This is a genomic window from Nocardioides sp. cx-169, from assembly GCF_021083605.1.
GTDB lineage: Bacteria > Actinomycetota > Actinomycetes > Propionibacteriales > Nocardioidaceae > Nocardioides.
On sequence record NZ_JAJNRO010000001.1, the window covers coordinates 48,760 to 74,389 of the forward strand.

At 71.8% G+C, this 25,630-nt stretch carries 28 protein-coding genes; 12 read left to right on the plus strand and 16 right to left on the minus strand.

What is annotated here, in order from left to right:
* Positions 1-98: 98 nt before the first annotated feature.
* The 3 genes from LRP67_RS00195 to LRP67_RS00205 form a co-directional block, all read right to left on the minus strand.
* Positions 99-3,005, minus strand: coding sequence for a vitamin B12-dependent ribonucleotide reductase (locus LRP67_RS00195; RefSeq protein WP_231267937.1), 2,907 nt, complete (start codon positions 3,003-3,005; stop codon positions 99-101).
* A gap of 143 nt (positions 3,006-3,148) precedes the next feature.
* Positions 3,149-3,655: a transcriptional regulator NrdR gene (gene nrdR / locus LRP67_RS00200; protein ID WP_231244836.1), complete on the minus strand. Its 507-nt coding sequence runs from the start codon at positions 3,653-3,655 to the stop codon at positions 3,149-3,151.
* A gap of 290 nt (positions 3,656-3,945) precedes the next feature.
* Positions 3,946-4,548, minus strand: coding sequence for a mismatch-specific DNA-glycosylase (locus LRP67_RS00205; protein WP_231267938.1), 603 nt, complete (start codon positions 4,546-4,548; stop codon positions 3,946-3,948).
* 10 nt (positions 4,549-4,558) lie between these two features.
* Between LRP67_RS00205 and LRP67_RS00210 the strand changes: the two genes are divergently transcribed.
* Complete coding sequence (locus LRP67_RS00210; RefSeq protein ID WP_231267939.1) at positions 4,559-4,912, plus strand: hypothetical protein; 354 nt, start codon at positions 4,559-4,561, stop codon at positions 4,910-4,912.
* 96 nt (positions 4,913-5,008) lie between these two features.
* Here the strand turns inward: LRP67_RS00210 and LRP67_RS00215 are convergent, their stop codons facing one another.
* Positions 5,009-5,386 (minus strand): LysM peptidoglycan-binding domain-containing protein, encoded by a 378-nt coding sequence (locus LRP67_RS00215; protein WP_231267940.1) that lies wholly within the window; start codon positions 5,384-5,386, stop codon positions 5,009-5,011.
* 258 nt (positions 5,387-5,644) lie between these two features.
* Here LRP67_RS00215 and lexA point away from each other — a divergent pair, with 258 nt between their 5' ends.
* On the plus strand, positions 5,645-6,358 hold the full coding sequence (lexA, locus tag LRP67_RS00220; protein WP_231267941.1) for a transcriptional repressor LexA: 714 nt from the start codon (positions 5,645-5,647) through the stop codon (positions 6,356-6,358).
* 10 nt (positions 6,359-6,368) lie between these two features.
* Complete coding sequence (locus LRP67_RS00225; protein ID WP_231267942.1) at positions 6,369-7,922, plus strand: MXAN_6640 family putative metalloprotease; 1,554 nt, start codon at positions 6,369-6,371, stop codon at positions 7,920-7,922.
* Between the two features lie 58 nt (positions 7,923-7,980).
* Here LRP67_RS00225 and LRP67_RS00230 read toward each other — a convergent pair whose 3' ends face one another.
* Both LRP67_RS00230 and LRP67_RS00235 read right to left on the minus strand, forming a co-directional pair.
* Positions 7,981-9,957, minus strand: coding sequence for an ATP-dependent DNA helicase (locus LRP67_RS00230; protein WP_231267943.1), 1,977 nt, complete (start codon positions 9,955-9,957; stop codon positions 7,981-7,983).
* A gap of 50 nt (positions 9,958-10,007) precedes the next feature.
* Positions 10,008-11,165, minus strand: a complete 1,158-nt coding sequence (locus LRP67_RS00235) for an ROK family transcriptional regulator (RefSeq protein WP_231267944.1) — start codon at positions 11,163-11,165, stop codon at positions 10,008-10,010.
* A 230-nt stretch (positions 11,166-11,395) separates the two neighbouring features.
* Between LRP67_RS00235 and LRP67_RS00240 the strand changes: the two genes are divergently transcribed.
* Entirely contained in the window at positions 11,396-12,319 is a 924-nt protein-coding gene (locus LRP67_RS00240; RefSeq protein ID WP_231267945.1) for a sugar phosphate isomerase/epimerase, read from the plus strand.
* Here the strand turns inward: LRP67_RS00240 and LRP67_RS00245 are convergent.
* Genes LRP67_RS00245 through LRP67_RS00255 form a run of 3 tightly spaced genes read right to left on the minus strand, consistent with a single transcriptional unit; the run spans position 12,275 to position 15,426 of the window.
* The gene (locus LRP67_RS00245) at positions 12,275-12,994 is read right to left on the minus strand and encodes an SGNH/GDSL hydrolase family protein (protein WP_231267946.1); all 720 of its coding nucleotides are present in this window, start codon (positions 12,992-12,994) and stop codon (positions 12,275-12,277) included. The genes LRP67_RS00240 and LRP67_RS00245 overlap by 45 nt on opposite strands.
* A gap of 51 nt (positions 12,995-13,045) precedes the next feature.
* Positions 13,046-14,524 (minus strand): GTPase HflX, encoded by a 1,479-nt coding sequence (gene hflX, locus LRP67_RS00250; protein ID WP_374107386.1) that lies wholly within the window; start codon positions 14,522-14,524, stop codon positions 13,046-13,048.
* Between the two features lie 59 nt (positions 14,525-14,583).
* Positions 14,584-15,426, minus strand: a complete 843-nt coding sequence (locus LRP67_RS00255) for an AraC family transcriptional regulator (protein ID WP_231267947.1) — start codon at positions 15,424-15,426, stop codon at positions 14,584-14,586.
* A gap of 49 nt (positions 15,427-15,475) precedes the next feature.
* Here LRP67_RS00255 and LRP67_RS00260 point away from each other — a divergent pair, with 49 nt between their 5' ends.
* Together LRP67_RS00260 and LRP67_RS00265 are read left to right on the plus strand one after the other, a co-directional pair.
* On the plus strand, positions 15,476-16,018 hold the full coding sequence (locus tag LRP67_RS00260) for a TIGR03086 family metal-binding protein (protein ID WP_269210892.1): 543 nt from the start codon (positions 15,476-15,478) through the stop codon (positions 16,016-16,018).
* A gap of 10 nt (positions 16,019-16,028) precedes the next feature.
* Entirely contained in the window at positions 16,029-16,658 is a 630-nt protein-coding gene (locus tag LRP67_RS00265; RefSeq protein WP_231268262.1) for a nucleoside/nucleotide kinase family protein, read from the plus strand.
* Here the strand turns inward: LRP67_RS00265 and LRP67_RS00270 are convergent.
* The 4 genes from LRP67_RS00270 to miaA form a co-directional block, all read right to left on the minus strand.
* The gene (locus LRP67_RS00270) at positions 16,639-17,415 is read right to left on the minus strand and encodes an SDR family oxidoreductase (protein ID WP_231267948.1); all 777 of its coding nucleotides are present in this window, start codon (positions 17,413-17,415) and stop codon (positions 16,639-16,641) included. The genes LRP67_RS00265 and LRP67_RS00270 overlap by 20 nt on opposite strands.
* Positions 17,416-17,438: 23 nt before the next feature.
* Positions 17,439-18,230, minus strand: coding sequence for a diaminopimelate epimerase (gene dapF, locus LRP67_RS00275; protein WP_231267949.1), 792 nt, complete (start codon positions 18,228-18,230; stop codon positions 17,439-17,441).
* Positions 18,231-18,297: 67 nt separating this feature from the next.
* Positions 18,298-18,864 (minus strand): dihydrofolate reductase family protein, encoded by a 567-nt coding sequence (locus LRP67_RS00280; protein ID WP_231267950.1) that lies wholly within the window; start codon positions 18,862-18,864, stop codon positions 18,298-18,300.
* 243 nt (positions 18,865-19,107) lie between these two features.
* Complete coding sequence (gene miaA / locus LRP67_RS00285; RefSeq protein WP_231267951.1) at positions 19,108-20,025, minus strand: tRNA (adenosine(37)-N6)-dimethylallyltransferase MiaA; 918 nt, start codon at positions 20,023-20,025, stop codon at positions 19,108-19,110.
* 47 nt (positions 20,026-20,072) lie between these two features.
* Here miaA and LRP67_RS00290 point away from each other — a divergent pair, with 47 nt between their 5' ends.
* From LRP67_RS00290 to LRP67_RS00310, 5 genes are read left to right on the plus strand one after another with little or no spacing between them, the layout of a single operon-like run.
* On the plus strand, positions 20,073-20,276 hold the full coding sequence (locus LRP67_RS00290; protein WP_231267952.1) for an antitoxin: 204 nt from the start codon (positions 20,073-20,075) through the stop codon (positions 20,274-20,276).
* Positions 20,273-20,434: a hypothetical protein gene (locus LRP67_RS00295; RefSeq protein ID WP_231267953.1), complete on the plus strand. Its 162-nt coding sequence runs from the start codon at positions 20,273-20,275 to the stop codon at positions 20,432-20,434. Before LRP67_RS00290 ends, LRP67_RS00295 begins: the two co-directional genes overlap by 4 nt.
* Positions 20,431-20,922 (plus strand): NUDIX domain-containing protein, encoded by a 492-nt coding sequence (locus tag LRP67_RS00300; RefSeq protein ID WP_231267954.1) that lies wholly within the window; start codon positions 20,431-20,433, stop codon positions 20,920-20,922. Before LRP67_RS00295 ends, LRP67_RS00300 begins: the two co-directional genes overlap by 4 nt.
* Positions 20,915-21,199, plus strand: a complete 285-nt coding sequence (locus LRP67_RS00305; protein WP_231267955.1) for a hypothetical protein — start codon at positions 20,915-20,917, stop codon at positions 21,197-21,199. The genes LRP67_RS00300 and LRP67_RS00305 overlap by 8 nt, the downstream gene beginning before the upstream one ends.
* A complete protein-coding gene (locus LRP67_RS00310; protein ID WP_231267956.1) occupies positions 21,196-21,480 on the plus strand; it encodes a hypothetical protein in 285 nt (94 codons plus the stop codon). Before LRP67_RS00305 ends, LRP67_RS00310 begins: the two co-directional genes overlap by 4 nt.
* 165 nt (positions 21,481-21,645) lie before the next feature.
* On the opposite strand, the gene LRP67_RS00315 is transcribed toward LRP67_RS00310, so the two are convergent.
* The 3 genes from LRP67_RS00315 to LRP67_RS00325 are packed head-to-tail and all read right to left on the minus strand — an operon-like array spanning position 21,646 to position 24,729.
* Positions 21,646-22,377 (minus strand): peptidase E, encoded by a 732-nt coding sequence (locus LRP67_RS00315; protein WP_231267957.1) that lies wholly within the window; start codon positions 22,375-22,377, stop codon positions 21,646-21,648.
* Positions 22,377-23,849 (minus strand): tRNA (N6-isopentenyl adenosine(37)-C2)-methylthiotransferase MiaB, encoded by a 1,473-nt coding sequence (gene miaB, locus LRP67_RS00320; RefSeq protein WP_231267958.1) that lies wholly within the window; start codon positions 23,847-23,849, stop codon positions 22,377-22,379. The genes LRP67_RS00315 and miaB overlap by 1 nt, the downstream gene beginning before the upstream one ends.
* Positions 23,850-23,877: 28 nt before the next feature.
* Positions 23,878-24,729, minus strand: a complete 852-nt coding sequence (locus LRP67_RS00325) for a class I SAM-dependent methyltransferase (RefSeq protein ID WP_231267959.1) — start codon at positions 24,727-24,729, stop codon at positions 23,878-23,880.
* 114 nt (positions 24,730-24,843) lie between these two features.
* Here LRP67_RS00325 and LRP67_RS00330 point away from each other — a divergent pair, with 114 nt between their 5' ends.
* A complete protein-coding gene (locus LRP67_RS00330) occupies positions 24,844-25,620 on the plus strand; it encodes an amino acid ABC transporter ATP-binding protein (RefSeq protein WP_231267960.1) in 777 nt (258 codons plus the stop codon).
* The last annotated feature ends 10 nt before the right edge of the window (positions 25,621-25,630 follow it).

Below are 25,630 nucleotides of genomic sequence, written 5' to 3' on the forward strand. Positions count from 1 at the left end.
GAACCTGCAATGTCCGAAGTGGCCGCACCTGGGACATTCCTGTCCGAGGCTGGGACTTTCGTGGCTAGGCCACCCGGGACATTGCGTGGCCGTTCACATCAGCTGCAGCCGCTCGTGGAGCCGCAGCCCTCACAGACGTAGCAGGAGCCGGCGGGGCGCATCTTGGTGCCGCAGGTCATGCAGAGCGGGGAGTCGATCGCGGTGCCGGTGAGCTTCTCGAGCAGCTCGGCGGAGGTGTGGGCCTCCTGGCCGGAGTGGATGGTCGCGGGGACCTCGCGCTGCTCGGCGCCCTTGGAGTCCTTGGTCTCCACGACCTCGGCCTCGATGGTCTCGATCGTGGAGGCACCCCCCTCGATGAGCTCCGAGGCGGACCCGGTCTCCTCGACGGGCTCGTAGGAGCCGGTCTCGAGGTGGCGCTGGCGCTCCTCGGCGGAGTAGATGCCCATCGCCGAGCGCTCCTCGAAGGACAGGTAGTCCAGGGCCAGGCGACGCCAGACGTAGTCCATGAGGGACTGGGCCATGCGGACATCCGGGTCGTCGGTGAGACCGGCCGGCTCGAAGCGCAGGTTGGTGAACTTCGCGACGTAGGTCTCGAGCGGCACGCCGTACTGGAGGCCGATGGACACCGCGATCGAGAAGGCGTCCATGACGCCGGCCAGCGTGGAGCCCTGCTTGCCGAGCTTGAGGAACACCTCTCCGAGCTGGCCGTCGTCGTGGGCGCCGGAGGTCATGTAGCCCTCGGCGCCGCCGACGGTGAACGAGGTGGTGCGCGACTGGCGCGACTTGGGCAGGCGCTTGCGGACCGGGGCGTAGACGATCTTCTCGACCACCTTGGTCTCGACCGGGGCCTCCTCGCTCTTGACGTTGGCGGACTGGCCCTTGTTGTCGCCCTTGCCGCCGGAGAGCGGCTGGCCCACCTTGCAGTTGTCGCGGTAGACGGCCGTGGCCTTGAGGCCCAGCTTCCACGACTGCAGGTAGATGTCCTCGATCTCCTCGACCGTGGCGGTCTCGGGGAGGTTGACGGTCTTGGAGATGGCACCGGAGAGGAACGGCTGGCAGGCCGCCATCATCCGCACGTGGCCCATCGGCTTGAGCGCGCGGGCGCCCATGGCGGTGTCGAAGACCTCGTAGTGCTCCTGCTTGAGGCCGGGGGCGTCGATGACGTGGCCGTGCTCGGCGATGTAGGCGACGATCGCCTCGACCTGCTCGCCGACGTAGCCCATCTTGCGCAGGGCCCGCGGGATCGTCTGGTTGACGATCTGCATGGAGCCGCCGCCGACGAGCTTCTTGAACTTGACCAGCGAGAAGTCCGGCTCGATGCCGGTGGTGTCGCAGTCCATCATGAAGCCGATCGTGCCGGTGGGCGCGAGCACGGAGGCCTGCGCGTTGCGGAACCCGTTGGCCGCGCCCAGCTCCTGGACCTGGGCCCAGGCCTGCGTGGCCGCCTTGTGGACCTGGCTGTCGGCGATGCCGAGGGTGCGGATCGTGTCGTTGGCCGCCTGGTGCTTGCGCATGACCCGCTTGTGGGCCTCGGCGTTGCGGGCGTAGCCGGCGTAGGGACCGACGATCGCGGCCAGCTCGGCGGAGCGCTTGTAGGAGGTGCCGGTCATCAGCGAGGTGATGGTCGCGGCCATGGCGCGGCCGCCGTCGGAGTCGTAGCCCAGGCCCATGGCCATGAGCAGCGCGCCGAGGTTGGCGTAGCCGATGCCGAGCTGGCGGTAGTCGCGGGTGGTGTCGCCGATCGCCTCGGTCGGGAAGTCTGCGAAGCAGATCGAGATGTCCATCGCGGTGATGATGAACTCGACGGCCTTCGCGAACAGCGGCGCGTCGAAGGTGTCGTCGTCCTTGAGGAACTTCAGCAGGTTGAGCGAGGCCAGGTTGCACGAGGAGTTGTCGAGCGACATGTACTCCGAGCACGGGTTGGACGCGGTGATGCGCCCCGTCTCGGGGTTGGTGTGCCAGTCGTTGATCGTGTCGTCGTACTGAAGGCCGGGGTCGGCGCACTCCCACGCGGCCTTGGAGATCTTGGTGAACAGCTCGCGGGCGTCGATCATCTCGATGACCTCGCCGTTCTTGCGGCCGCGCAGCGCGAAGTCCGTGCCGTCCTCGACGGCGCGCATGAACTCGTCGCTGACGCGCACCGAGTTGTTGGCGTTCTGGTACTGGACCGAGGTGATGTCGGCACCGCCCAGGTCCATGTCGAACCCGGCGTCGCGCAGGGCGCGGATCTTGTCCTCCTCACGCGCCTTGGTCTCGACGAACTCCACGATGTCGGGGTGGTCGACGTCGAGGACGACCATCTTGGCCGCGCGGCGCGTGGCGCCCCCGGACTTGATGGTGCCCGCGGAGGCGTCGGCGCCGCGCATGAAGGAGACAGGGCCGGAGGCCGTGCCGCCGGAGGAGAGCAGCTCCTTGGAGGAGCGGATGCGCGAGAGGTTGAGGCCGGCACCGGAGCCGCCCTTGAAGATGAAGCCCTCCTCCTTGTACCAGTTGAGGATCGAGTCCATCGAGTCGTCGACCGAGAGGATGAAGCAGGCCGAGACCTGCTGCGGGGACGCCGTGCCGACGTTGAACCAGACCGGGGAGTTGAAGGAGAAGTACTGGTGCACGAGCAGCCAGGTCAGCTCGTGCTCGAAGATCTCCGCGTCGGCGTCGGTGGCGAAGTAGCCGTGCTCGAGCCCGGCCTTGGTGTAGGTCTTCACGATCCGGTCGACGAGCTGCTTGAGGCTCCACTCGCGGGCCTCGGAGCCCACGGCGCCGCGGAAGTACTTGGTCGTGACGATCGTGCTGGCGTTGACCGACCAGAAGTCGGGGTACTCCACCCCGCGCTGCTCGAAGACCGTGGCGCCGGTCTTCCAGTTGGTCTGGACGACGTCACGGCGCTCCCAGGTGAGCTCGTCGTAGGGGTGGACACCCTCGGTGCTGAAGACGCGCTCCAGGGTGAGGCGCTTGCCGGCGACGGCGTCGCCCGCACCCCTGCTCGTGCCGCTGACGGTCTCGGTCATGGTTCTCCTCGTGCTTCCTGGGTGCTGCATCGATTGTTGCGGGGAGCGCCGACAGCCTCGACGGGCTCGACTCCTCGAGTTGGGGCGCTCGAATTGGTGCGCCCGGCAGGCCGCTTCCCCACGACCTGCCGGGCGGATCTTGGTCAGCCGCTGGGGGCTGAATGGGCGAGCTCGGCCGGGGAGTCCGGGACGGCTCGCTCGGCCCGCAGACTCGCGATCTCGTCCTCGAAGTCGTCGGCCGACTCGAAGGCGCGGTAGACGCTCGCGAAGCGGAGGTAGGCCACCTCGTCGAGCTCGCGCAGGGGCTGCAGGATGGCGAGCCCGACCTCGTGAGCCGGGATCTCGGCGGCACCGGACAGACGCAGGGCGTCCTCCACGGCCTGGCCCAGGCGGGCCAGCGCGTCCTCGGTGACGGGACGACCCTTGCACGCCTTGCGGACGCCGGAGATCGCCTTGTCGCGGGTGAACGGCTCGGTGGCGCCGGAGCGCTTGAGCACGGTGAGCTGCATCTGCTCCACGGTCGTGAAGCGCTTGCCGCAGCCCCCGCCCTCGGCGGAGCAGGTGCGCCGGCGGCGGATCGAGGAGCCGTCGTCGGAGACTCGCGAGTCCAGGACCCGGGTGTCGGTGTTGCGGCAGTACGGGCAGTGCATCGGGGCCTCCTCTCGCGGGTCTGACCTGTGGAAAACGGGCGGTTCACTGTGGATAACAAGCGCCGGACTGTGAGTCATCCCGGTCTGGCTGTGTGCTGGGACCCCTCGGCCTGTGCACTAGATGTGGATAACTACATCGTTGTAACTACTAGATGTTGTGGAAGCGTACGCCCCGGGCGCCGGGGCACGCAAGTGGGTCCGCGCAATTGCCGGGAGCCAACACACTCCGGCGATGTTCCCGCAGGTCAGCGCGGGTGCCCCGGCCCTGAGAAGTCCCGACCAGGCTCGGCTCACGCGCGTGTCGGCAGCTCCGCGAGGGCGGCGAGGTCGCGCCACCAGGCGATCCGGGTGGGACGTCCGTCGTAGTCCTTGCGCTGGTTGGCCCCGCTGGTCCCCGGCAGGACGAAGACCTGCGCGGGCCCGAGGTACCAGTCGGCCATGCCCAGCCCGGGCCGGGCGCGGCCGAGCGCCCGTGCGGCCTCGTGCGCCACGCCCTTGGAGGTGAACGCCAGCCACTCCGGCGCCCAGCGCTCGACCTTGTCGACGAGCTCGTCGATCTCCACCCAGCGCGGGTCCCAGTGGCCGACCAGGTCGGTGAGGCCGAGGCCCAGCTCGACGACCGCGTGGTCCTCCTCGGGTCGCAGCAGGCGCGGGGACATGCCACTGAGGTGCAACGACTGCCAGAAGCTGTTGCCGGGCGAGGCGTAGTAGTGCTCGCGGGTCTTGGTGCTCGCGGCGCCGGCCAGGCCGCAGAAGACGACGACCGGGTCGGAGCCGACGATGTCAGGGAGTACCTCCATGTCGCCCGGTGCCCACTGCGCGCCCAGGGCAGACGGCGCGCTGACGACGGGCCGACGGCGGGCCAGGTAGGACGGCGGCCGGGCATCAGTCACAATGGCCCGCGTGAGCCAGGGAAAGCGCGCCGGGTCGCGCCGGGGCAGCAAGCCCAAGCGCGGATTCCGCCCCGCACTGCTCGGCTACGCCCTGGCCGTGACGCTCAGCGTCCTGGCCTGGGGCTACCTCGTGTACGCCGCCATCGACTTCGGCGGCAAGGCCCGCGGGGGCGACGAGCAGGCTTGGCTCTTCCTCGGGCTGGCGTCGGCAGGAGCCGTGGCCTGCCTCTTCCTCGGACTGATCCTGGTGGCGCGCCTGCTCCGGGCGCTCGGCATCACCCAGCCCCCGCCGCCCCGGACGCCCAAGGCCCCGGTCGAGTCGGGCCCGCCGGCGAGCCCCGGCGGGCGGCGCGCCGCGCGGTAGAACGCCGCAGGGGGCGGGACCACTGGTGTGGTCCCGCCCCCTGTCTTCCCCGGTTCGTCAGCCGGGGTCGAGGCGGCTGACGACGTCTGTGTGGCGCTAGTCGGCGGGGACCACCAGCTCCTGGCCGACCGAGACCATGCTCGAGTCGAGGGCGTTGAGCCGCGTGATCTCGTCCATCATCGCGCGAGTGTCGCCGTCGGGGGCGAGGTCGGCCGCGAGGTCCCACAGCGTCTCGCCGGCGCCGACCATGACCACTCGGGTGGGCTCCGGGGTGCCGGGGCGCTCGGTGGCCACCGAGCCGGACGCGAGCGTGAAGCCGACGGTCAGGACGACCGCCAGGGCGAGCAGGAGGACCACCAGGCGGCCGCGGCGGGTCAGCCGCAGGGCGCTGCGCCCGCCGTCTCGTCGGGGCCGGGTGCGCGGGGCGCGAGCCAGTGCCGGAGATGGTGCGGGAGACAGGGTCATCGTGCTCATCAGGACCTCCTGGGGAAGTGGCGGTCAGCCTCGGGTCTTGCGTGGAGCTCATGTCTAACGTCAGCCACCGACAGTGACCCGCGAGACGGTTCCGATCACATGTCCGATCACACGTTCGATCGAACACACGATCGACAGTAGAGCACCTGTTCGAATGAAATCAAGACCTCAGCCGAACAATTGTTCGAACGTCTCGATGCGACACGCCGTTCGAACAGGTGTTTGAACAACTCCGGGTTTGGTGGGACCCTCGACCCCATGGCCAAGAAGACTGTCTCCGAGCTGCCCGACGGACCCCCGGACGCCACGGGGCTCACCCCGCGACAGCTGCGTGTCCTGGCGACGATCAAGGACAGCATCGAGCGGCGGGGCTACCCGCCCAGCATGCGCGAGATCGGCCAGGCGGTCGGCCTGACCAGCAGCTCGAGCGTGGCCCACCAGCTCAAGACGCTGGAGGAGAAGGGCTTCCTCAAGCGCGACCCCAACCGGCCGCGCGCGCTCGAGGTCTTCCTGCCCGAGGTGATGGCGGCCCGGCGCTCGATGAGCAGCGCCGAGGAGTCCTCCTACGACGAGACCGGGATCGGTGACGTCGTTCCGGCGCCGACCAACGTGCCGCTGCTGGGCCGGATCGCGGCCGGCGGCCCGATCCTGGCCGAGGAGACCTTCACCGACGTGTTCCCGTTGCCCCGCCAGCTGGTCGGCGAGGGCGAGCTGTTCCTGCTCGAGGTGTCCGGGGAGTCGATGATCGACGCCGCGATCTGTCACGGCGACTACGTCGTGATCAAGCGCGAGCAGACCGCCCAGAACGGCGAGATCGTGGCCGCGCTGATCGACGGGGAGGCCACCGTCAAGACCTTCCAGCGCAAGGACGGTCAGGTCTGGCTGCTGCCGCACAACGAGGCGTTCGAGCCGATCGACGGGACCCACGCGACCATCCTCGGCAAGGTCACCGCGGTCCTGCGCCGCATGTAGGGTCGCCAGGGTGCCCCCCTTCCGCGCTCGCCGAGCACCCCTGCCCCTCCTCGCCCTCCTCGCCCTCGTCGGGCTGCTCGCCACGCTGCTGAGCGCGCCCAGCGCCACCGCGCGACCCGACACCACCGGGCCCGGCAAGGCTGCTGGCGCCACCCCGAGCGCCGCCGAGCGCGCCCTCACCCGGGCACAGCGGGTCCTCGACGGCTCGCTCCGCGGCGACGCCACGCTCGCACTGCGCGACCTCGCCCTGCGTCTCGACGAGCTCGACGCGGGTGACCGCGTCGCCGCACAGCGGGTGCTCGCGCGTCCCACGGGCGGCAAGGACGAGGACAGCTACGGCAACAACCCGGTGTCCAGTAGGTGCTCCGACGTGGTCTGCGTCCACTGGGTCCAGAGCGGTCCCGAGGCCACGACCGCGGGGTACGCCCAGACCACGCTCGACACCGCCACCGCCGTGCACAGGCGCTACGTCGCCGCCGGCTACAAGGCGCCGAAGCCCGACGCGGGCAAGGGCGGTAACAGCCTGCCCGACATCTACATCGCCAACATCGGCGACCGCCGCCTCTACGGCTACTGCACCACCGACGAGAAGAGGCCGTTCAAGGCCCCGTGGGACCGCTACGCCTACTGCGTGGTCGACAACGACTACCAGGCCTCGGAGTTCCCGACCAACACCCCGCTCGAGAACCTCCAGGTGACGATCGCCCACGAGTACTTCCACGCCGTCCAGTACGCCTACGACTTCGCCGAGGACGGCTGGCTGCTCGAGGCCACGGCCGCCTGGGTCGAGGACGAGCTGTACGACAGCGTCGACGACAACCGCCAGTACCTCGCTGCGAGCCCCCTGCGCCAGCCGCGCAAGTCGATGGACCAGTTCGACCCCGCCACCGGCTATCACTACGGGGTCTGGATCTTCTTCCGCTACCTCGGCGAGCGCTTCCCTGCCAGCCAGGGCGGCCTGCCCACGATCGTGCGTGACATCGTCCGTCGCGCCGACGGCAGTGGGTCGGCCCGCAAGGACCAGTACTCCTGGCAGGCGGTCTCCAGCGTGCTGCGCGCCCGCAAGACGACGCCTGAGAAGATCTTCACCGCCTTCTCCGCGGCCAACCGCCGCCCGGTCAAGACCTACTCGGAGGGCGCGGGCTACCGCAAGGCGCCGCTCGCCGGCAAGGTCCAGCTCGCGAAGCGTCAGGTCACCCGCCAGGTGCGGCTGAGCCACCTCAGCTCCGCCACCTACCGGGTCACCCCGGGTCGGGCGCTCAAGGGTCCGAAGTGGAAGCTGCGGGTCTCCCTCGACATGGCCCCGACCTACCGCGGCTCCCAGGCGGTCATCACCCTCTACCTCAAGAACGGCACCCAGCGAGTCACCACCGTCAAGCTGAACAAGCAGGGCGACGGCCGCAAGGCCGTCGCCTTCGCCCGGGGCAAGGTCTCCTGGGCCGAGGTGACCCTCGCCAACGCCAGCGGCCGCTTCGCCTGCTGGAAGCAGACGTACTTCTCCTGCCAGGGCGTCGCCAAGGACGACCGTCTGCAGCAGCGCGTCACCTTCCGCGCCGTCAAGTAGCCGGCGGTGAGCGCCGGCTGACGATCCGGCGCGGGGGCTGGGACGGCGTCGTCCGGGTCTAGGAGCCGGCCTCCGCCTTCGCCAGGCGCTGCAGCGCCTTGCGGACCAGCGCCGGGTCGGTGGTGGTCCACATCGGCGGCAGGCTGGCCTTGAGGAAGCCGCCATAGCGGGCCGTCGCCAGGCGCGGGTCGAGCACCGCGACGACACCCCGGTCGTCGGTGGTGCGGATCAGGCGGCCCGCGCCCTGGGCCAGCAGCAGCGCGGCGTGCGTGGCGGCGACCTGCATGAACCCGTTGCCTCCGGCCGCGTCGGCGGCCTTCTGGCGCGCGCTCATCAGCGGGTCGTCGGGCCGCGGGAACGGGATCCGGTCGATCAGCACGAGCTGGCAGGTCTCGCCGGGCACGTCCAGGCCCTGCCAGAGGCTGAGGGTGCCGAAGAGGCAGGTGTGCGGGTCGCCGACGAACTGCTTGGCGAGCTCGGGGAGCTGGGCGTCGCCCTGGGCGAGGGTGGTCAGGTGCGGCAGCCGCTCGCGGACGTGCTCGGCGGCGGCCTCGGCCGCCCGCCGGCTGGAGAACAGCCCGAGGGTGCGGCCGTCGGCGGCGTCGACGAGCTCGCAGATCTCGTCGAGCTGAGCCTTGACCAGCCCGTCTCGCCCAGGCGGGGGTAGGTGCCGCGCGACGTACAGGATCGCCTGCTGGCCGTAGTCGAACGGCGAGCCGACGTCGATGCCCACCCACGGCAGCGCCCCCTTGCCGCCACCGACGGTGGCACCGTCCAGGAGCCGCTCCGAGGGCTTGAGTCCCACGCTCGAGGCCAGCGCGGAGAAGTCGCCGCCGAGCATGAGCGTGGCCGACGTCATCACCACGGTCTTGTCGGTGAGCAGCTTGTCGCGCATCTGCCCCCACACCTGCAGCGGCGCGACGCAGAGCCGCGGCGGGATGCGCTCGGTGCCCTCGGCGAGCCAGAGGACGTCGGCGTCGGAGCCGGCGGCCATGCGCTCGGCGGTGGCGAAGACGTCCTGCACGGACCCGCGCGCCTGGGTGCGCCCGGCGTCGGCGTCGCCGTCGCCGTCGCTCTTCGGGTACGCCGACAGGCAGGCCCGCGCCGCGTCGCGCACGAGCACCAGCGCGTCGGCCAGCTCCTCGGGCACCCGCTCGAAGCGACCGGGGCGCGCCTCGGCCGTCGCGTCGCGCAGGGCACCGGCCGCGTCGGCGAGGTCGTCGGCCTGGGGGCCCTCGACGTGGCGCTGCGAGCGCCGCGCCGCCCGCTCCACGTCGGCGGCCGTCAGCTCGTCGGTGGCCGCCTGGGTCACCCGGGCGGTCAGCTCGTGGGCCTCGTCGATCACGACCACGTCGTAGTCGGGGATCATCGGCACCCCCTCGATCGCGTCGATCGCGAGCAGCGAGTGGTTGGTGATGACCAGGTGGGAGCGGTGCGCCTTCTCGCGGGCGAGCTCGGCGAAGCACTCCTGTCCGAACGGGCACTTCGCGGCGCCCAGGCAGTCGCGGTGGCTGACGCTGACCTGGCGCCACTCGCGGTCGGTGTGGCGCGGGGCGGAGTCGCGCTCGCCGCTGCCGCCGTCCTTGGCCTCGTCCTCGGCCCACGCGCGCAGCTCGAGAACCTTCTGGCCCTGGGATCCGACCGGGAGCTCGACGAGCGCGCCCTGGTCGTCGGGGACCCCCTCGCGGATGCGGTGCAGGCAGGCGTAGTTGGAGCGGCCCTTGAGCACGGCGTAGGAGGTGTCGACGCCGGGCACGTCCTTGACGGCCTCCACCAGCCGCGGCAGGTCGCGCTCGACCAGCTGGTGCTGCAGGGCCAGGGTCGCGGTCGCGACGACCACCCGCTCGTCGTGGAGCAGGCTCGGCACGAGGTAGGCCAGCGACTTGCCGGTGCCGGTGCCGGCCTGCACGAGCAGGTGCTGCTTGGTCGTCATCGCTGTGGCGACGGCCTCGGCCATCCTGACCTGCCCGGGCCGCTCGGAGCCGCCGAGCGCGCTCACCGCCGTGGCGAGAAGGGCGGCAGGCTGCTCGGACACCCGAGAACCCTAGCCGCGGCCGCCGACAGCCGGTCCGGCCGTCCCCAGGCTCACGACAGCGCCAGGCTCCGCGCCTCGATGTGATCGGGCGAGAGCGCGTGCGTGATGGCCAGCGCCGCGGCACCGAGCACGCCGGCGCGCTCACCGGCCTGCGCGGTGACGATGCGCAGGTGCTCGGTGGCCAGGGGCAGCGAGCGCTGGTAGACGACCTCGCGGATGCCGGCGAGCAGGCTCTCTCCCGCGTCGGCCAGCGAGCCGCCGACGACGATCACCGCGGGGTTGATGACGTTGACGAGCACGGCCACGACCTCGCCGATGTCACGACCGGCCTGCCGCACGAGCTGGACGGCGAGCGGGTCGCCGCCCTGAACGAGTGCCACGACGTCCTGCCCCGCGCCGACCTCGACCCCGGCCTCCCGCAGGGCCTGGGCGATGGCCGGCACGGCCGCGACGGCCTCCAGGCAGCCATGGTTGCCGCAGCGGCAGGTGACCTCCTCGGCGCGGTCGATGCGGACGTGCCCGAGGTCGCCCGCCGTGCCCTGGGCGCCGCGCTGGAGCTCGCCCCCCGAGATCAGGCCGGCGCCGATCCCGGTGCTGACCTTGATGAAGACCAGGTCGTCGACGTCGGGCAGGTGGGCGTGCTGCTCGCCCAGGGCCATGATGTTGACGTCGTTGTCGATCAGGACCGGTACGGCGAACGCGCGCTGCACCCGCGCCGGGACGTCGTAGCGGTGCCAGCCGGGCATGATCGGCGGGTTGATCGCCCGGCCGGTGTCATGCTCGACCGGCCCGGGCAGCCCGATCCCGATGGCCGCGAGCTCGGCGACCGTGCGCTGCTGCTCGACGAGCATCTCCGCGACCACCTGCTCGACCCAGCCCAGCACATGCTCCGGCCCGCTGGCCACGTCCAGGTCCGCGCGACGCTCGACCAGGATCGTGCCGGACAGGTCGGCGATCGCAGCGGTGGCGTGCCTCGCGCCGATGTCCACACCGGCGACGACCCAGGCCCGGGGGTTGAGCACCAGCAGCGCGGGAGGCCGCCCGCCCGTGCTGACGCCGTCGCCGTAAGGCGCCACCAGCCCCATCCGCATCAGGATCTCGATCCGTGCGGCGACCGTCGAGCGGGCCAGTCCGGAGGCGTCGGCAAGCTCGGCGCGGGTGCGGGGGCGGCCATCGCGCAGGAGATCGAAGACATCGCTAGTCCGCACCGGCGCAGTGTTCCACGGCACCGGTTTAGGGCGACCGGCAACCAACTTCTGACAGATCATCGACGAAAGCCGTGACGTCTGACACAGTGGCGCGGTGGGCTCCGCGCCGCGTGACGACACGCCGCGAGCAGGGGTCGACACGTACTTCGGTCCCGAACGGGTCGGGACCCGAGAGATGGAGATTCGTCATGTGCTTCGGGTATGACGGTGAGCAGGCACTACAGCGTTCCTTGGCACAGAAGGGCGCACCCCGGCGCCACGTCCTGAGGGGAGCCGCCGCAGGAGTGGCGGGTCTCGGGGTCGCGACCGGGCTCGGCGCCGCGCCGGCGGCGGCCGCACAGGGACGCGGCCACGGGCAAGGGCACGGACGGCGCCGATCGGTGCCGCACGACAAGGTCAGCATCCAGCTCTACACGCTGCGCGCCGCGCTCGGCGGGCAGCCTGGCTTCGACGTGGTACTGCAGCGGCTCGCGCAGTACGGCTACGAGAACGTCGAGCTGGCCGGCTACTACGGACGCACGGCGGCCCAGCTCCGCGACTTCCTCCAGGGGCTCGGCATTCGCGCCACGTCGAGCCACGACGGCATCAGCGCGACGCCGGCGGCACTGCGGAGCAAGCTCGAGAACGCCGCGACGTTGGGGCAGCGCTACGTCGTCGTGCCCTACCTCGCCTCAGCCTCGCGCACCGACTGGGAGACGTGGGCCGACCAGATGAACGCCGAAGCGCGCCAGGCCAGGCGGTGGGGACTGCGCTACGGCTACCACAACCACGCCCACGAGTTCACGACCGACCTCGGCGGCGGGCTGACCCCGTGGGAGGTGCTCACGGAGCGGCTGGACCCGCGCTACGTCCACCTCGAGGTCGACCTCTACTGGGTCTACACCGGGGGCGTGAACCTCGGGGTCGCCGACCCCGACCGCTTCGTGATCGACGTGATCCGGCGCGCGCCGCAGGAGGTCCGGCAGTTCCACGTGAAGGACCGCGACGCCGCCACGGGCGACATGGCCGACCTCGGCACCGGCGTGGTCGACTTCGCGCGGATCTTCCGCACGCACACGGTCGAGGAGTACATCGTCGAGAACGACACCCCCGACGTCACACCGCTCACCTCAGCTGCCGTCGGGCACCTGTACCTCGATCACCTGGAGTACTGACTCGTTGACGAGGTCGCCGAACTCCCGGTGACCCGCGGAGGTCAGGTGGAGGCCGTCGTCGAGGTAGGGCAGGTCGGCCTCCACCATCGACAGGTACGTCGCACCGTGGCGCGCCGCGAGGCGCGCGAGCACCGCGTCGACGCGGTCGACGTCGTCGCCGCGCACCGGCGCCGGCGGCGGGCCGACGACCAGCAGCGGCCGGTCGCCGACGGCCCGGACGAGCGCGCGGAAGCCGGCCCCGATCTCGGCGGCGGTGCGGTCGTGGTCGTTCAGGCCGCCCTGGACCACCACCAGGTCGGCCCCCCGGGTCAGCGCGCGGGGGCCACGATCGGCGAACGAGACCCGTCCACACGCGCTGGCGCGGGCGCTGAAGCCCGAGCCGGAGAAGCCGGCGACGTGGACGGGGCCGGCCAGCCGCGAGGGCCAGGACCGGTCGGGGTGGTCGAGCCGAAGCCCGACGGAGTAGGAGTCGCCGATCACGACGACCCGGGGACCCTCGCCGGAGGTGTCGCGCTCGGCGCGCGCGCTCGAGGCCTGCGCGAACCGCTCGCACCGCTCGGCCCCGGCACCCTGGGCGCCGACGGTCAGCTGGAAGGTGACGGCGAGGGCCGCCAGCAGCACGACGACGAGCGTCGCGAGCAGCGGCGTACGCACCGCGATCCCCCGGATGACCACGGGTCGATTCTCCGCCACGACGCCACGGCGTGCCGGAGGTTTACCGAAACGTCACCGAACCGGCTCCGCGGCGTACGACGCGAGCTCGCCCGCGAGGTCCTCGTTGGCGCGGCCGCTGACCAGCGTGCCGTCGCCGGTGTGCTCGAGCGAGGTGATCTCGCCCTCCTGGTGGATGCGGTTGAGCAGGTCGCCGCGCTCGTAGGGCAGCAGGGCGCGGAACTCCACGTCGGGCCGCGGCAGCTCGTCCTCGACGAGCGCCAGCGCGTCGGCGATGCCCTCGCCGGTCTTGGCGCTGACGACGACCGAGTGCGGCTCGCGCTGGCGCAGCCGGGCGATCACGAGCGGGTCCGCGGCGTCGGCCTTGTTGATGACGATCAGCTCGGGCACCTTGTCGGCGCCGATCTCGGCGAACACCTCTCGCACCGCGCTGATCTGGCCCTCGGGGTCGGGGTGCGAGCCGTCGACGACGTGCAGGATCAGGTCGGAGTCGGCGACCTCCTCCAGCGTCGAGCGGAACGCCTCGACCAGCTGGTGGGGCAGGTGGCGGACGAAGCCGACGGTGTCGCTCATCGTGTAGACGCGGCCGTCGCTGGTCGTCGTGCGCCGGGTGGTCGGGTCGAGCGTCGCGAACAGCGAGTCCTCGACCAGCACGCCGGCGCCGGTGAGCCGGTTGAGCAGGGAGGACTTGCCGGCGTTGGTGTAGCCGGCGATCGCGACCGAGGGGATCTGGTGGCGCTGGCGGTCCTGGCGCTTGGTGTCGCGGGTGCCCTTCATGGCCTTGAGCTCGCGGCGCAGCTTGGCGATCTTGTCGTTGATGCGGCGCCGGTCGGTCTCGATCTTGGTCTCACCGGGGCCACGGCCGCCGATGCCGCCGCCGTCGGCGCCGACCCGGCCACCGGCCTGGCGCGAGAGGTTGCCACCCCAGCCGCGCAGGCGCTGCTTCATGTAGTTGAGCTGCGCGAGCTCGACCTGCGCCTGGCCCTCGGCCGAGCGGGCGTGCTGGGCGAAGATGTCGAGGATCAGCGCGGTCCGGTCGACGACCTTGACCTTGACCCGGTCCTCCAGGTTGCGCAGCTGGCTGGGCGCGAGCTCGCCGTCGCAGATCACGGTGTCGGCGCCGGTCGCCTGCACGATCTCGGCGATGCCCTCCACCTTGCCGCGACCGACGTACGTCGCCGGGTCGGGCGCCTGCCGGCGCTGGTAGATGGCCTCCAGCACCTCGGAGCCGGCCGTCTCGGCCAGCAGGGCGAGCTCGGCCATGGAGTTCTCGGCGTCCTGCACGCTGCCCTCGGTCCACACCCCGACGAGGACCACGCGCTCCAGGCGGAGCTGGCGGTACTCGACCTCGGTGATGTCCTCGAGCTCGGTGCGGAGGCCGGCCACGCGGCGCAGCTGATGGCGCTCGGCCAGCTCCATCGCGCCCGCGGTCGGCTCCTCCTCGGGGTCGGGCTCGTCGGCCCACCCCTGGGTCGCCTCGAGCTCGTCGTCGAGGGAGAAGTCGTCGGTGTCCACCGGGTCTGCGTTATTCATACGGCCTCCAGCCTAGGTCGGCGGCGGTGAGCGCGCGAGCCGGTTTCGTGGGGTGACCCCTACGACGACCGCCGCTGGGCGGCGTACGCGCGGGGCGTGACGCCGGTGACGCGGCGCCAGTCGCGGCCGAAGTGGGCCTGGTCGGTGTAGCCGAGCTCGGCCGCGACGCGGGCCAGGTCGACGATGCCCTCGGCGCTGAGGAGCTCGGCTGCCTCGTGGAGGCGTCGGCGCTGGATCAGCCACTTGGGGCTCAGGCCGATGCGGCGCGCGGCGAGGCGCTGCAGGGTGCGCTCGGTCAGCGCGAACTTCTCGCAGATCTGGCCGACGCGCTGCACGCGGGGGTCGCCCTCGACGTACTCCACCACGGCGTTGACGAGCAGGCCCTCCTCGTCGAGCTCGGGGAGCCCCGCCAGGGCCGCCTCGATCGCGAGCACGGCCGCCCGCTGCCGCTCGGGATCGTCGGGCGCGGGCGTCATTGCGGCGCGGACGCTCTCGGTGAGCGCGGCGCCGTCCAGGGTCGGGAGCGAGGCCAGCTCGACCTGGGAGTCCGTGATGGTCACGGGCCCACCGAGGAGCCGTGAGCCGGTGGCGGGCTGCAGCATCGCGCCGGCGGCCCAGCCGACACCCGCCAGCTCCTTGGTCGAGAGCCCGGAGGCCGGACCGACGATCCGGGCGTAGTCGTGGGCGACCACCAGGAGGCAGACGGGGTACTGCAGGACCCGCTGCACCGTCGTCCGCCCCGGTGGCAGCGACCAGACCGGCAGCCAATAGCGGCGGACCACGTCGGCGAGCGCGGGCGACGGCGCGAAGCGGTGCACCGGCGGGCTGAAGCCCTGGGCATCTCGCAGGTGCGCGCGCTCGATGGGGTCGACCTGGCGCGGCCGTCCCGGTCCCTCCATCATGTCGGATTCCTACCAGACCCGACCGACAGCCACGTGCCACAGTGGAGCCATGACCGAGCTCACCGACTCCTACCTCGCCGACGCCGACCGCCTCTCCGCCCTGCTCTCCTCCGCCGACGACGAGGACTGGTCGGCCCCCAGCCCCTGCGAGGGCTGGAGCGCCGCGGACGTCGTCGACCACGTCGTCGACACCCAGCGCAGCTTCCTCGCCGAGCGCGACGCCGACCTCGGCCCTCGTCCGAGCGGCACGCCCGAGGAGGTGTGGGCCGCCCACACCGACGCCGTACGCCGCGCGGTCGCCGACGACGCCTTCGTCACCCGCGAGTACGACGGTTACTTCGGCCGCACCACGGTCGCCGACACCCTCGCGCGCTTCTACGGCTTCGACCTGCTCGTCCACCACTGGGACATCGCGCGGGCGCTCGGCCGCGACGTCCAGTGGGACGACGCCGAGATGGACCGGATCGAGACCGCCCTGGACGGCTTCGGCGAGCAGCTCTACGGCGAGGGCATCTGCCAGCCGGCGCTCGACGTCCCCGCCGACGCCCCCCGCCAGGTCCGGCTGCTCGCGCGGATGGGCCGCGCGGCGTAAGACTGGGGGTGTGCTGCGCCTCTCACCCGATGCTCACGAGCTGCCTGGGCTGCTGCCCGCGGCCGGACGGATGGTGGGGCTCACCGGAGCGCCGGGCGCCGGCAAGTCCACGCTGGCCGCGCTGCTGGCCGCCCGCCACGGCGCGGCCGTCGTCCCGATGGACGGCTTCCACCTCGCCGACGTCGAGCTCGCCCGGCGCGGCCTGCGCCAGGCCAAGGGCGCCCCGGAGACCTTCGACGTCCTGGGCTACGCGGCCCTGCTGCGCCGCGTGCGCGACCGCGAGGACCTGGTGCTGGCGCCGATGTTCGAGCGAGACCTGGAGCAGCCGGTGGCGGGGGCGCTGCCGGTCCGGGGAGAGGCCGAGCTGGTCGTGACCGAGGGCAACTACCTGCTGCTGCCGGAGCAGCCGTGGCCGCGCGTGCGGGCGCAGCTCGACACCGTCTGGCACGTCGTGACCGACGAGGACCTGCGGCTCGAGCGGCTGCTCGCGCGCCATGTGCGCTTCGGCAAGACGCCGGCCGAGGCCCGCGCCTGGGTGGAGCGGGTCGACGGGCCCAACGGCGTGCTCATCGAGGCGGTCGCCGACCGCGCCGACCTGGTGCTGGACCTGACGGATCTCGCTACTTGGGAGGCATCCTGATGCCGCCGTCGACCCGGACGACCTCGCCGTTCATGTAGGCGTTGGTCAGGCACTCGATCACCATGCTGGCCAGCTCGTCGGGGGTGCCGAGGCGCTTGGGGAACAGCACGTTGCGGCCGAGGTTCTCCTTGAACGTGTCCGCGTCGGGGCCCTCGCCGTAGATCGGGGTGTCGATGAGGCCGGGCGCCACGGTGTTGAGCCGGATGCCGGAGGCCGACAGGTCGCGGGCGACCGGGAGGGTCATGCCGACCACGCCGCCCTTCGAGGCGGAGTACGACGCCTGGCCGATCTGGCCGTCGAACGCCGCCACGCTGGCGAGGTTGACGATGGCGCCACGGCAGCCATCCTCGTCGGGCTCGTTGCGGCTCATCACGGTGGCGGCCTGGCGCACCATGTCGAAGGTGCCGATCAGGTTGATCTGCACGACCTTGGTGAACGCCTCAAGCGAGTGCGCCGACTCCAGCTGGCCGTCGCGGCCGATGGTGCGCTGCGCCCAGCCGATGCCGGCCGAGTTGACCACCGCACGCAGCGGCGCGATGTCGGCGGCGGCCTCGACCGCGGCGGTGATCTGGTCGGTCTGGGTGACGTCGACCTGGGCGAAGACGCCCTTGATCTCCTCGGCCAGGGCCTCGCCCTTGTCGGCCTGGAGGTCGGCGACCACCACGGTGGCCCCCTTCGCTGCGAGCGCGCGGGCGGCGGCCGCGCCGATGCCCGAGGCGCCGCCGGTGACGATGGCAGAAGATCCGGTGAGTTCCATGGACCGGACTGTAGTAGCGACCCTCAGAGGTCAGTGGTCCCCCGGGCGACGATGACCGCGGGCCCGGTCATCAGGATCCGGTCGTCGGTCGTCCAGGTGATCGACAGCGTGCCGCCAGGCACGTCGACCCGGTAGGCGGTGTCGCGCGGCGCCGCGTCGGCCTCGGCGACGGCGACCATCACCGCGCAGGCGCCGGTGCCGCAGGAGCGGGTCTCGCCGGACCCGCGCTCGTGCACCCGCATCGCGACGTGGGCCTCGCCGCGGCGTACGACGAACTCGACGTTGACGCCGTCGGGGTAGACCGCCTCGTCGTGGGTGGGCGCCTCGAGCAGCGTCCCGGCCTCGGCCAGGTCGTCGACGAACGCGACCGCGTGCGGGTTGCCGACGTCGACGTGGGTGGCGATCCAGGTGTGGCCCGGCACGGACACCTCGGTCTCGCCGAGCACCTTCGGCGTGCCCATGTCGACGGTGACCAGGTCGCCGTCGAAGGTCAGGACCTTCACCCCGTCGCGGGTGTCGACCTCCAGCGGCGCGTCGGCCGGGACCAGGCCCTCGTCGACGAGGTAGCGGCCGAAGGCCCGGATGCCGTTGCCGCACATCTCCGAGAGCGAGCCGTCGGAGTTGCGGTAGTCCATGAACCAGCGGCCGTCACGCCGTACGGCGCGCAGCACGCCGTCACCGCCGATGCCGGCGCGGCGGTCGCACAGCGCCCGGACCCGGGCGGGGTCGAGGTCGCCGTGCACGCTGCCGTCGTGGTCGGGCAGCAGGACGAAGTCGTTCTCAGTGCCGTGGCCCTTGAGGAAGGGGTAGCTCATGCGTAGAGCAGCTCCTCACAGGAGGGGCCGCCGTATTCGTCGTGCGTGCGGATCTCGGACCAGGTGCTCACGCCCACAGCGTAGGCGGTCCCACCACCTCGTAGCGGGCGCATGCGAACGCCTGGTTCTGGGCGAGCTCGACGAGCTTGAGGTCGTAGCGGCGCGGGAAGATCGGCCGCCCCGCGCCGAGCGTGACCGGCGCGATGTAGGTGATGATCTCGTCGAGCAGACCCGCGTCCGCGAACTGTCCGGCCAGGTCTCCCCCGCCGACGACCCAGAGGTCCTTGCCGCCGGCCGCCTCGGTCATGGTGGCGTGCACCTGCGGCACGGGCGCGGAAGTGAACGTGATGGCCTCGCCGATGGGGCTCAGGTCGCGGTGCGTGAAGACCCAGCAGGGCAGGTCGTAGGCCCATGCGTCGCCGGAGCGCGCGTTGTGCGCGGCCACCCACTCGTACGTCGTCGCGCCCATCGCGATCGCACCGACGTCCTGGATGAAGTCGTCGTAGTTGAGCGGACCGGTCTCGTCCTGCTCCTGGACGAAGAGCCAGTCCAGCGAGTCGTGCTCGTCGGCGATGAAGCCGTCGAGGGTCGCGGCCGTGTAGTAGATCGTGCGCGGTCCGCCCCGTCCTGCCATGAGCCCAGTGTGCACCGGATCGATGAGTCGCGAGACCGGCTCCGGTCGGACCTGGCATGAGCCACATCATCGGCGACATCACCCAGTCCCTCGACGGCTTCGCCGACAGCCGCGGGCCTGCTGGACCGGCTCAGCCTGCACGTGGCGCCCGAGGTCCTCGCGGGCACGCCGTTGTTCGCCTCGGTGGGACAGCACCGACTCCGTCAGCGCGAGGTGCGCGTCTCCGCGACCGCGGTGCCCGGTCTACGACGTCGTCCGCCGAACCGCCGCCAGCGCCTGCTCCACACGATCGGGGGCGTCGAAGGGCACCCACACGATGCGCGGGTCCTTCGTGAACCACGAGTCCTGACGCCGCGAGAAGCGCCGGGTCGCGATGAAGGTCCGCTCGCGCGCCTCGGCCAGGGTGAGCTCGCCGGCCAGGTGGGCCATGACCTCGCGGTAGCCGATCGCGCGCGAGGCCGTGGGCCCCTCGGCCAGCCCCTCGTCGAGGAGCCGCTCGACCTCCGCGACCAGGCCCCGGTCGAACATCTCGTCGACGCGCTGCGAGATGCGGCGATCCAGCGTCGGCCGGTCGATGCTCAGCCCGACCTGGACCGTGGCGGGGTCGGCGTACTCCAGCGCCGGGAGCGAGGCGGCGTACGGACGACCGGTGAGCTCGATGACCTCGAGGGCGCGGACCACGCGGCGCCCGTTGCCGGGGCTCATCTTGGCGGCCGCCACGGGGTCGACGAGCGCCAGCCGGGCGTGCAGCGCCTCCGCCCCCACGGAGGCGAGCTCGGCCTCCCAGCGCGCGCGGACCACCTCGTCGGTGCCCGGGAAGTCGAAGCGGTCCAGCACCGCCCGCGTGTAGAGCGCGCTGCCGCCCACGAGGACCGGGACGGTGCCGGCGGCGCGCAGCCGCGCGGCCGTCTCGCGGGCCTGCTCCTGGAAGCGCGCGACGCTCAGCGGCTCGCGCACCGAGAGCAGGTCGAGCAGGTGGTGCGCGATGCCGCGGCGCTCGGCGAGCGGCACCTTCGCGGTGCCGATGTCCATGCCGCGGTAGACCTGCATCGCGTCGGTGTTGACCACCTCGCCACCCAGCGCCTCCGCGAGGTCGAGGGAGAGCCCGGTCTTGCCCGAGGCCGTCGCGCCCACGAGCGCGACGATCGGGGGTGTGGCCATGTGGCTAGTGTGGCAAGCGACCACCATCCCCCACTCGGAGGACCATCATGAGCTTCCTGGACGACGCGAAGAAGAAGCTGGCCGACGCCGTCGACAAGCACGGGGACAAGATCTCCGACGGCATCGACAAGGCCGCCGCGGCGGCCGACCAGAGGACCGGCGGCAAGCACGCGGACAAGATCGCCAAGGCCCAGGCCAGGGCCAAGGAGGGCCTGGACCGGCTCGACGGCAAGAACGACGGCCCGCGGTGAGCGAGGCCTCCGCCGACGAGAGCACCCCCGACCTCGAGCCCGGCGCGGCGCTCCCCGGAGCCCACGAGAGCGAACTGCCCGACGAGGACGACGCCGGCCACACCGACGCCCTCCAGGAGGAGAACGCCGGCACGAGCGAGGACCAGCCGTCGCAGTGAGCCCTGACCCCACTCACGGCCGCTTCGTGGTCGTCCCGGCGGCGTACGTCTTCCTGCTGCGCGACGGCATCTTCGGCCCCGAGGTGCTGCTGCAGCTGCGCCAGAACACCGGCTACATGGACGACCACTGGGCCGCGGCCGCGGCCGGCCACGTCGAGCGCGGCGAGACGGCGTACGACGCGGCGCACCGCGAGGCCGCCGAGGAGATCGCGGTGGCCGACCTGGCGCTGGAGTTCGTGACCTCGATGCAGCGCACCCGGCACGCCGACCCGATCGACGAGCGCGTGGACTTCTTCTTCACCGCGCGCTCGTGGACCGGCGAGCCGCGCATCGTGGAGCCCGAGAAGTGCGCCGAGCTGCGCTGGTGCCGCCTGGACGCGCTGCCCGACCCGGTCGTGCCGCACGAGCTCTCCGTGTTGCAAGCCCTGAGGTCGGGTACCACGACCCCGTACAGCACCTTCGGATTCTCAAGGAGTCACCATGCCTGACGCAGATCTCGGCCCCAAGCCCGACCCGGAGATCGAGCCGGGCGAGCCCAACCCGGGCGGGGTGGACGCGATCGACCACGGTGACGGCGTGGACGGCGAGTCCGCGGACGGTGACCCGACGCCCGCCGACCTCGACCCGCAGGACAACCCGGCCACGCAGGGCGAGCCCGACGAGGTGCAGGAGGACGAGGACACCTCGACCAAGGCCACGGAGAAGATGTCCGACGAGGACAACACCGGCGGTGCCGACGAGGCCGACCGGGAGAACCCGGTATGAGCGCCACGGGCCACGAGGGGCGCCCCGACGTCCCCGACGACGACTACGACGTCACCGAGTCCGACCAGGACCCCTCCGGCGACATGGGCGTCAGCAGCGAGCGCGAGGGCCACGCCGGGCCAGGCCAGCACGCCGCCACCGGCGTCCGCGACACCAGCGAGGGCCGGGCCACCCCCGGCGACGACGCACCACCCGAGCAGTCCACCGGCAACACCGAGCCGAAGCCCGAGGGCCTCGAGCCCAAGGCCGGCTACTCCAGCAAGGACCCCCGCTCGGACTGAGCCAGGTGAGCGCGTTCGAGTCCAGGTCCGCTGGTCGACCGGCCAATCTGGGGCCCCGACGTCACCTGCGCCCCACTGCAAGTACGAAACTCACGCTTCCGGGGCGAAGTTTCACCCCGGAAGCGTGAGTTTCACCGGGTACCCGGTGAAACTCCTCATCACGAGCTACCGGAGGCGGCGGACGTCGAGGCGGGTCTCCACGGCGGTGTGGTCGGGGGTGCGGTCGACGAAGTACGCGCCGGCCCGGTCGTTCTCCGCGAGGGCCTCGACGAGCTCGGTGCCGCGGTAGAGCAGGCCGGCGCCGTCGTCGGTGGCGTAGCCGGGCGGGAGGGTGCCGCCCGCGACCAGCGACCGGAAGAGCGGGCGGCGCTGCTCCTCGGAGTCGTAGTGGACGCCGTTGGAGTACGGCAGCAGGGCCAGGCCGTTGGTGATCGGGCGCAGGTCCGGGCCGAAGGAGTCGGTCGTGCCGCCGACGTGCCAGCAGATCGACCCCGCCGAGACGCCGGTGAGGACGACGCCGGCCTCCCAGGCCTCGCGCATGACCTCCCCCACGCCGTGCAGCTCCCACATCGCCAACAAGCCCGCGACGCTGCCACCGAACACCCAGATGACGTCCTGCGACAGCAGGTGCTCACGCAGGTCGGGCACGTTGGGCATGGTGAACAGCTGCACGTGCGAGCCGTGCAGGCCGGCCAGCTGGGCCAGGTCGTAGAAGTTGCGGATGCCCTCGGTCGAGTCGCCGCCGGCGGTGCCGAGGTAGCAGACCCGCGGCGCCCGCCCGGTCACGCCGGCCAGCTCGATCGCGTGCCGCGTCAGCGGGCCGATCTCCCAGCGGGTGCGCTCGCCGGCGACGATGCCGCCGGAGGTGGCCAGGATCGTGGGCGCGTCGGCGGGCATCAGCGGCAGGCCGGGGCGTCGGCGAGCGGCGCGGGCACGCCGAGGCCGGGCATCCCGAGCGAGACTCCGGCGGCCGCGGGCCCGGCCTGGCGGGCCTCCCACGCGTCCCCCGACCGGGTACGGCGCACGGTCGCCGGCGCGTCCGCGACCAGGTGGTGCGGGGCGGCATAGGTGACGTCGACGGTGACCATGTCGCCGGGCCGCGGCCTCTCGGCCAGCGAGTCGACGGCGAAGTGGACCAGCCGGTTGTCGGGGGCCCGGCCGGACAGGCGCAGCGTGGCGGCATCCTTGCGGCCCTCGCCCTCGGCGACCATCAGCTCGACGCGGCGGCCGACGAGGCGCTTGTTCTCCTCCCAGGCGACCTCGTTGACGAGGTCGGCCAGGCGCCCGTAGCGGTCCTTGACCACCTCGGGCGGGACCTGGTCGGGCAGCGTGGCCGCGGGGGTGCCGGGGCGCTTGGAGTATTGGAACGTGAACGCGCCCGAGAAGCGCGAGCGCCGCACGACGTCCAGCGTGGCCTGGAAGTCCGCCTCGGTCTCGCCGGGGAAGCCCACGATGATGTCGGTGGTGATCGCGGCATCGGGCAGGGCGGCGCGGACCCGCTCGATGATCCCGAGGTACTTCGAGGAGCGGTAGGAGCGGCGCATGTCCTTGAGGACCTTGTCGGAGCCCGACTGCAGCGGCATGTGCAGCGACGGCATCACGTTGGGGGTCTCGGCCATCGCCTCGATGACGTCGTCGGTGAACTCCGCGGGGTGCGGCGAGGTGAACCGCACCCGCTCCAGCCCCTCGACCGACCCGCACGCGCGCAGCAGCTTGGAGAACGCCTGCCGGTCTCCGAACTCCACCCCGTAGGCGTTGACGTTCTGCCCCAGCAGCGTGACCTCCGAGACGCCCTCGGCGACCAGCGCCTCGATCTCGGCGAGGATCTCGCCGGGACGCCGGTCCTTCTCCTTGCCGCGCAGCGCCGGGACGATGCAGAACGTGCAGGTGTTGTTGCAGCCCACCGACACCGACACCCACGCGGCGTACGCCGACTCGCGCTTGGTCGGCAGCGTCGAGGGGAAGACGTCGAGCGACTCCAGGATCTCGACCTGCGCCTCCTGCTGCACCCGCGCCCGCTCCAGCAGCACCGGCAGCGAGCCGATGTTGTGGGTGCCGAACACGACGTCGACGTACGGCGCCCTGGCCGTGATCGTCTCGCGGTCCTTCTGCGCCAGGCAGCCGCCGACCGCGATCTGCAGGTCCGGGTTGGCGGCCTTGATCGGCGCCAGGTGCGACAGGTTGCCGTAGAGCTTGTTGTCGGCGTTCTCGCGCACCGCGCAGGTGTTGAACACGACCACGTCGGCCTGGCGGTCCGCCGGCGCGGCGACGTACCCGGCCGTCTCGAGCAGCCCGGTCAGCCGCTCGGAGTCGTGGACGTTCATCTGGCACCCGTAGGTGCGGACCTCGTACGTGCGCGCGCTGCTCATGACCGACCCAGCGTACGTGCCCTCCGGCTCAGCGGCGCTCGAAGGTGGCGGTCAGCCGGCGGCCGATGCGGTAGTCGCTGATCTGGGTCGCGTCGGGGTTGTCACGCAGGAGCCCGTCCCAGTCGGCCAGCCGGGTGAGCTCGAAGCCGGTCGAGCGCCCGAGGAGCTCGAGCGCGGACAGGGTGGGGCGTCCGGTGATGACGGTGTCACCGGGCGCGTAGCCGTCGGGTACGGCGTTGCCCTCGCGCTCGACGGGCTCGGTCGCGAGGCGCACGATCGTCTCGGGGTGGCGGTGCACCTCGGTGTCGACGACCAGGTGCCGCGCGCCGGTGTCGCGGGCGCGGCCGAGCAGCTCGGTGTGGCGCAGCGTGTGGTAGAGGAACCCCAGGCACAGGACCACGTCGTACTCGTGACCCTCCCGCGCCAGGAAGGCGAAGACGTCCCCGGCCTCGAAGGAGAAGCGGTCGGCCGCGACGCCGTAGCGGGCGAGGTTCTCCCCCGCGTGCGCCACGAGCTCGGGGCGCGCCTCGATGCCGGTGACGTGGGCGGCGCCGGCGTCCAGCGCGGCCATCGACCAGCGACCGTCGTGGCTGGCGATGTCGAGCACCCGGGCCCCGTCGAAGAGCTGCCGGTTCATCGTGAAGATCGCCTCGTGGCGCAGGTTGAGCCGCCACGGGTACGACGAGGTCTGGCTGGTGTCGAGGAAGCCCGGGAAGCGGTCGGTGAAGCCGCCGTCCAGGCGCAGCGAGCCGGCGGGCGCGGTGGACGGCGGGCCGGCCGGCCGCTCCGGCCTTCCGGGCCCGGGAGCCGGCTCGGCGGGGCGCGCGCCGCGCAGGCGGCGCAACGCGGCGGCGGCGAGGCGAGGAGTGGTCAGCGGCATGGGCGTGCACGTTACCCAAGCGCGGTCGCGGTACCGGCGGTCCAGGGTCACGGGTGTGCATCACCACCGTCTCAAGATGGCCCGATGCGACTACGGGCCGCTAGGGTCCCGGGCATGACGACGCTGGAGAACGAGGAGCGGACCCCGCAGACGGGCGAGCCGCTCGTCGTGCTCGACAAGGTCGACAAATGGTTCGGTGACCTGCACGTGCTGCAGGACATCAACCTCACCGTCCATCGCGGCGAGGTGGTCGTCGTCATCGGCCCGTCGGGGTCCGGCAAGTCGACGCTGTGCCGCGCGATCAACCGGCTCGAGACCATCGACAACGGCACGATCAGCCTCGAGGGGAAGCCGCTCCCGCAGGAGGGCAAGGCGCTGGCCAACCTGCGTGCCGAGGTCGGCATGGTGTTCCAGAGCTTCAACCTCTTCGCCCACAAGACGATCCTCGAGAACGTCACGCTGGGCCCGATCAAGGTCCGCAAGAGGCCCAAGGCCGAGGCCGAGGCCCGGGCGAAGGAGCTCCTGGACCGAGTCGGCATCGCCCATCAGGCCGGCAAGTACCCCGCCCAGCTCTCCGGCGGCCAGCAGCAGCGCGTCGCCATCGCGCGGGCGCTGGCCATGGAGCCGAAGGTCATGCTCTTCGACGAGCCGACCTCGGCGCTGGACCCCGAGATGATCAAGGAGGTCCTCGACGTCATGGTCGACCTCGCGGAGCGCGGCATGACCATGGTCGTGGTCACCCACGAGATGGGCTTCGCCCGGACGGCGGCTGACCGCGTGCTCTTCATGGCCGACGGCCAGATCGTCGAGGAGAACACCCCCGAGCAGTTCTTCACCAACCCCCAGAGCGATCGGGCCAAGGACTTCCTCGGCAAGATCCTCAAGCACTGAAGGAGATGCG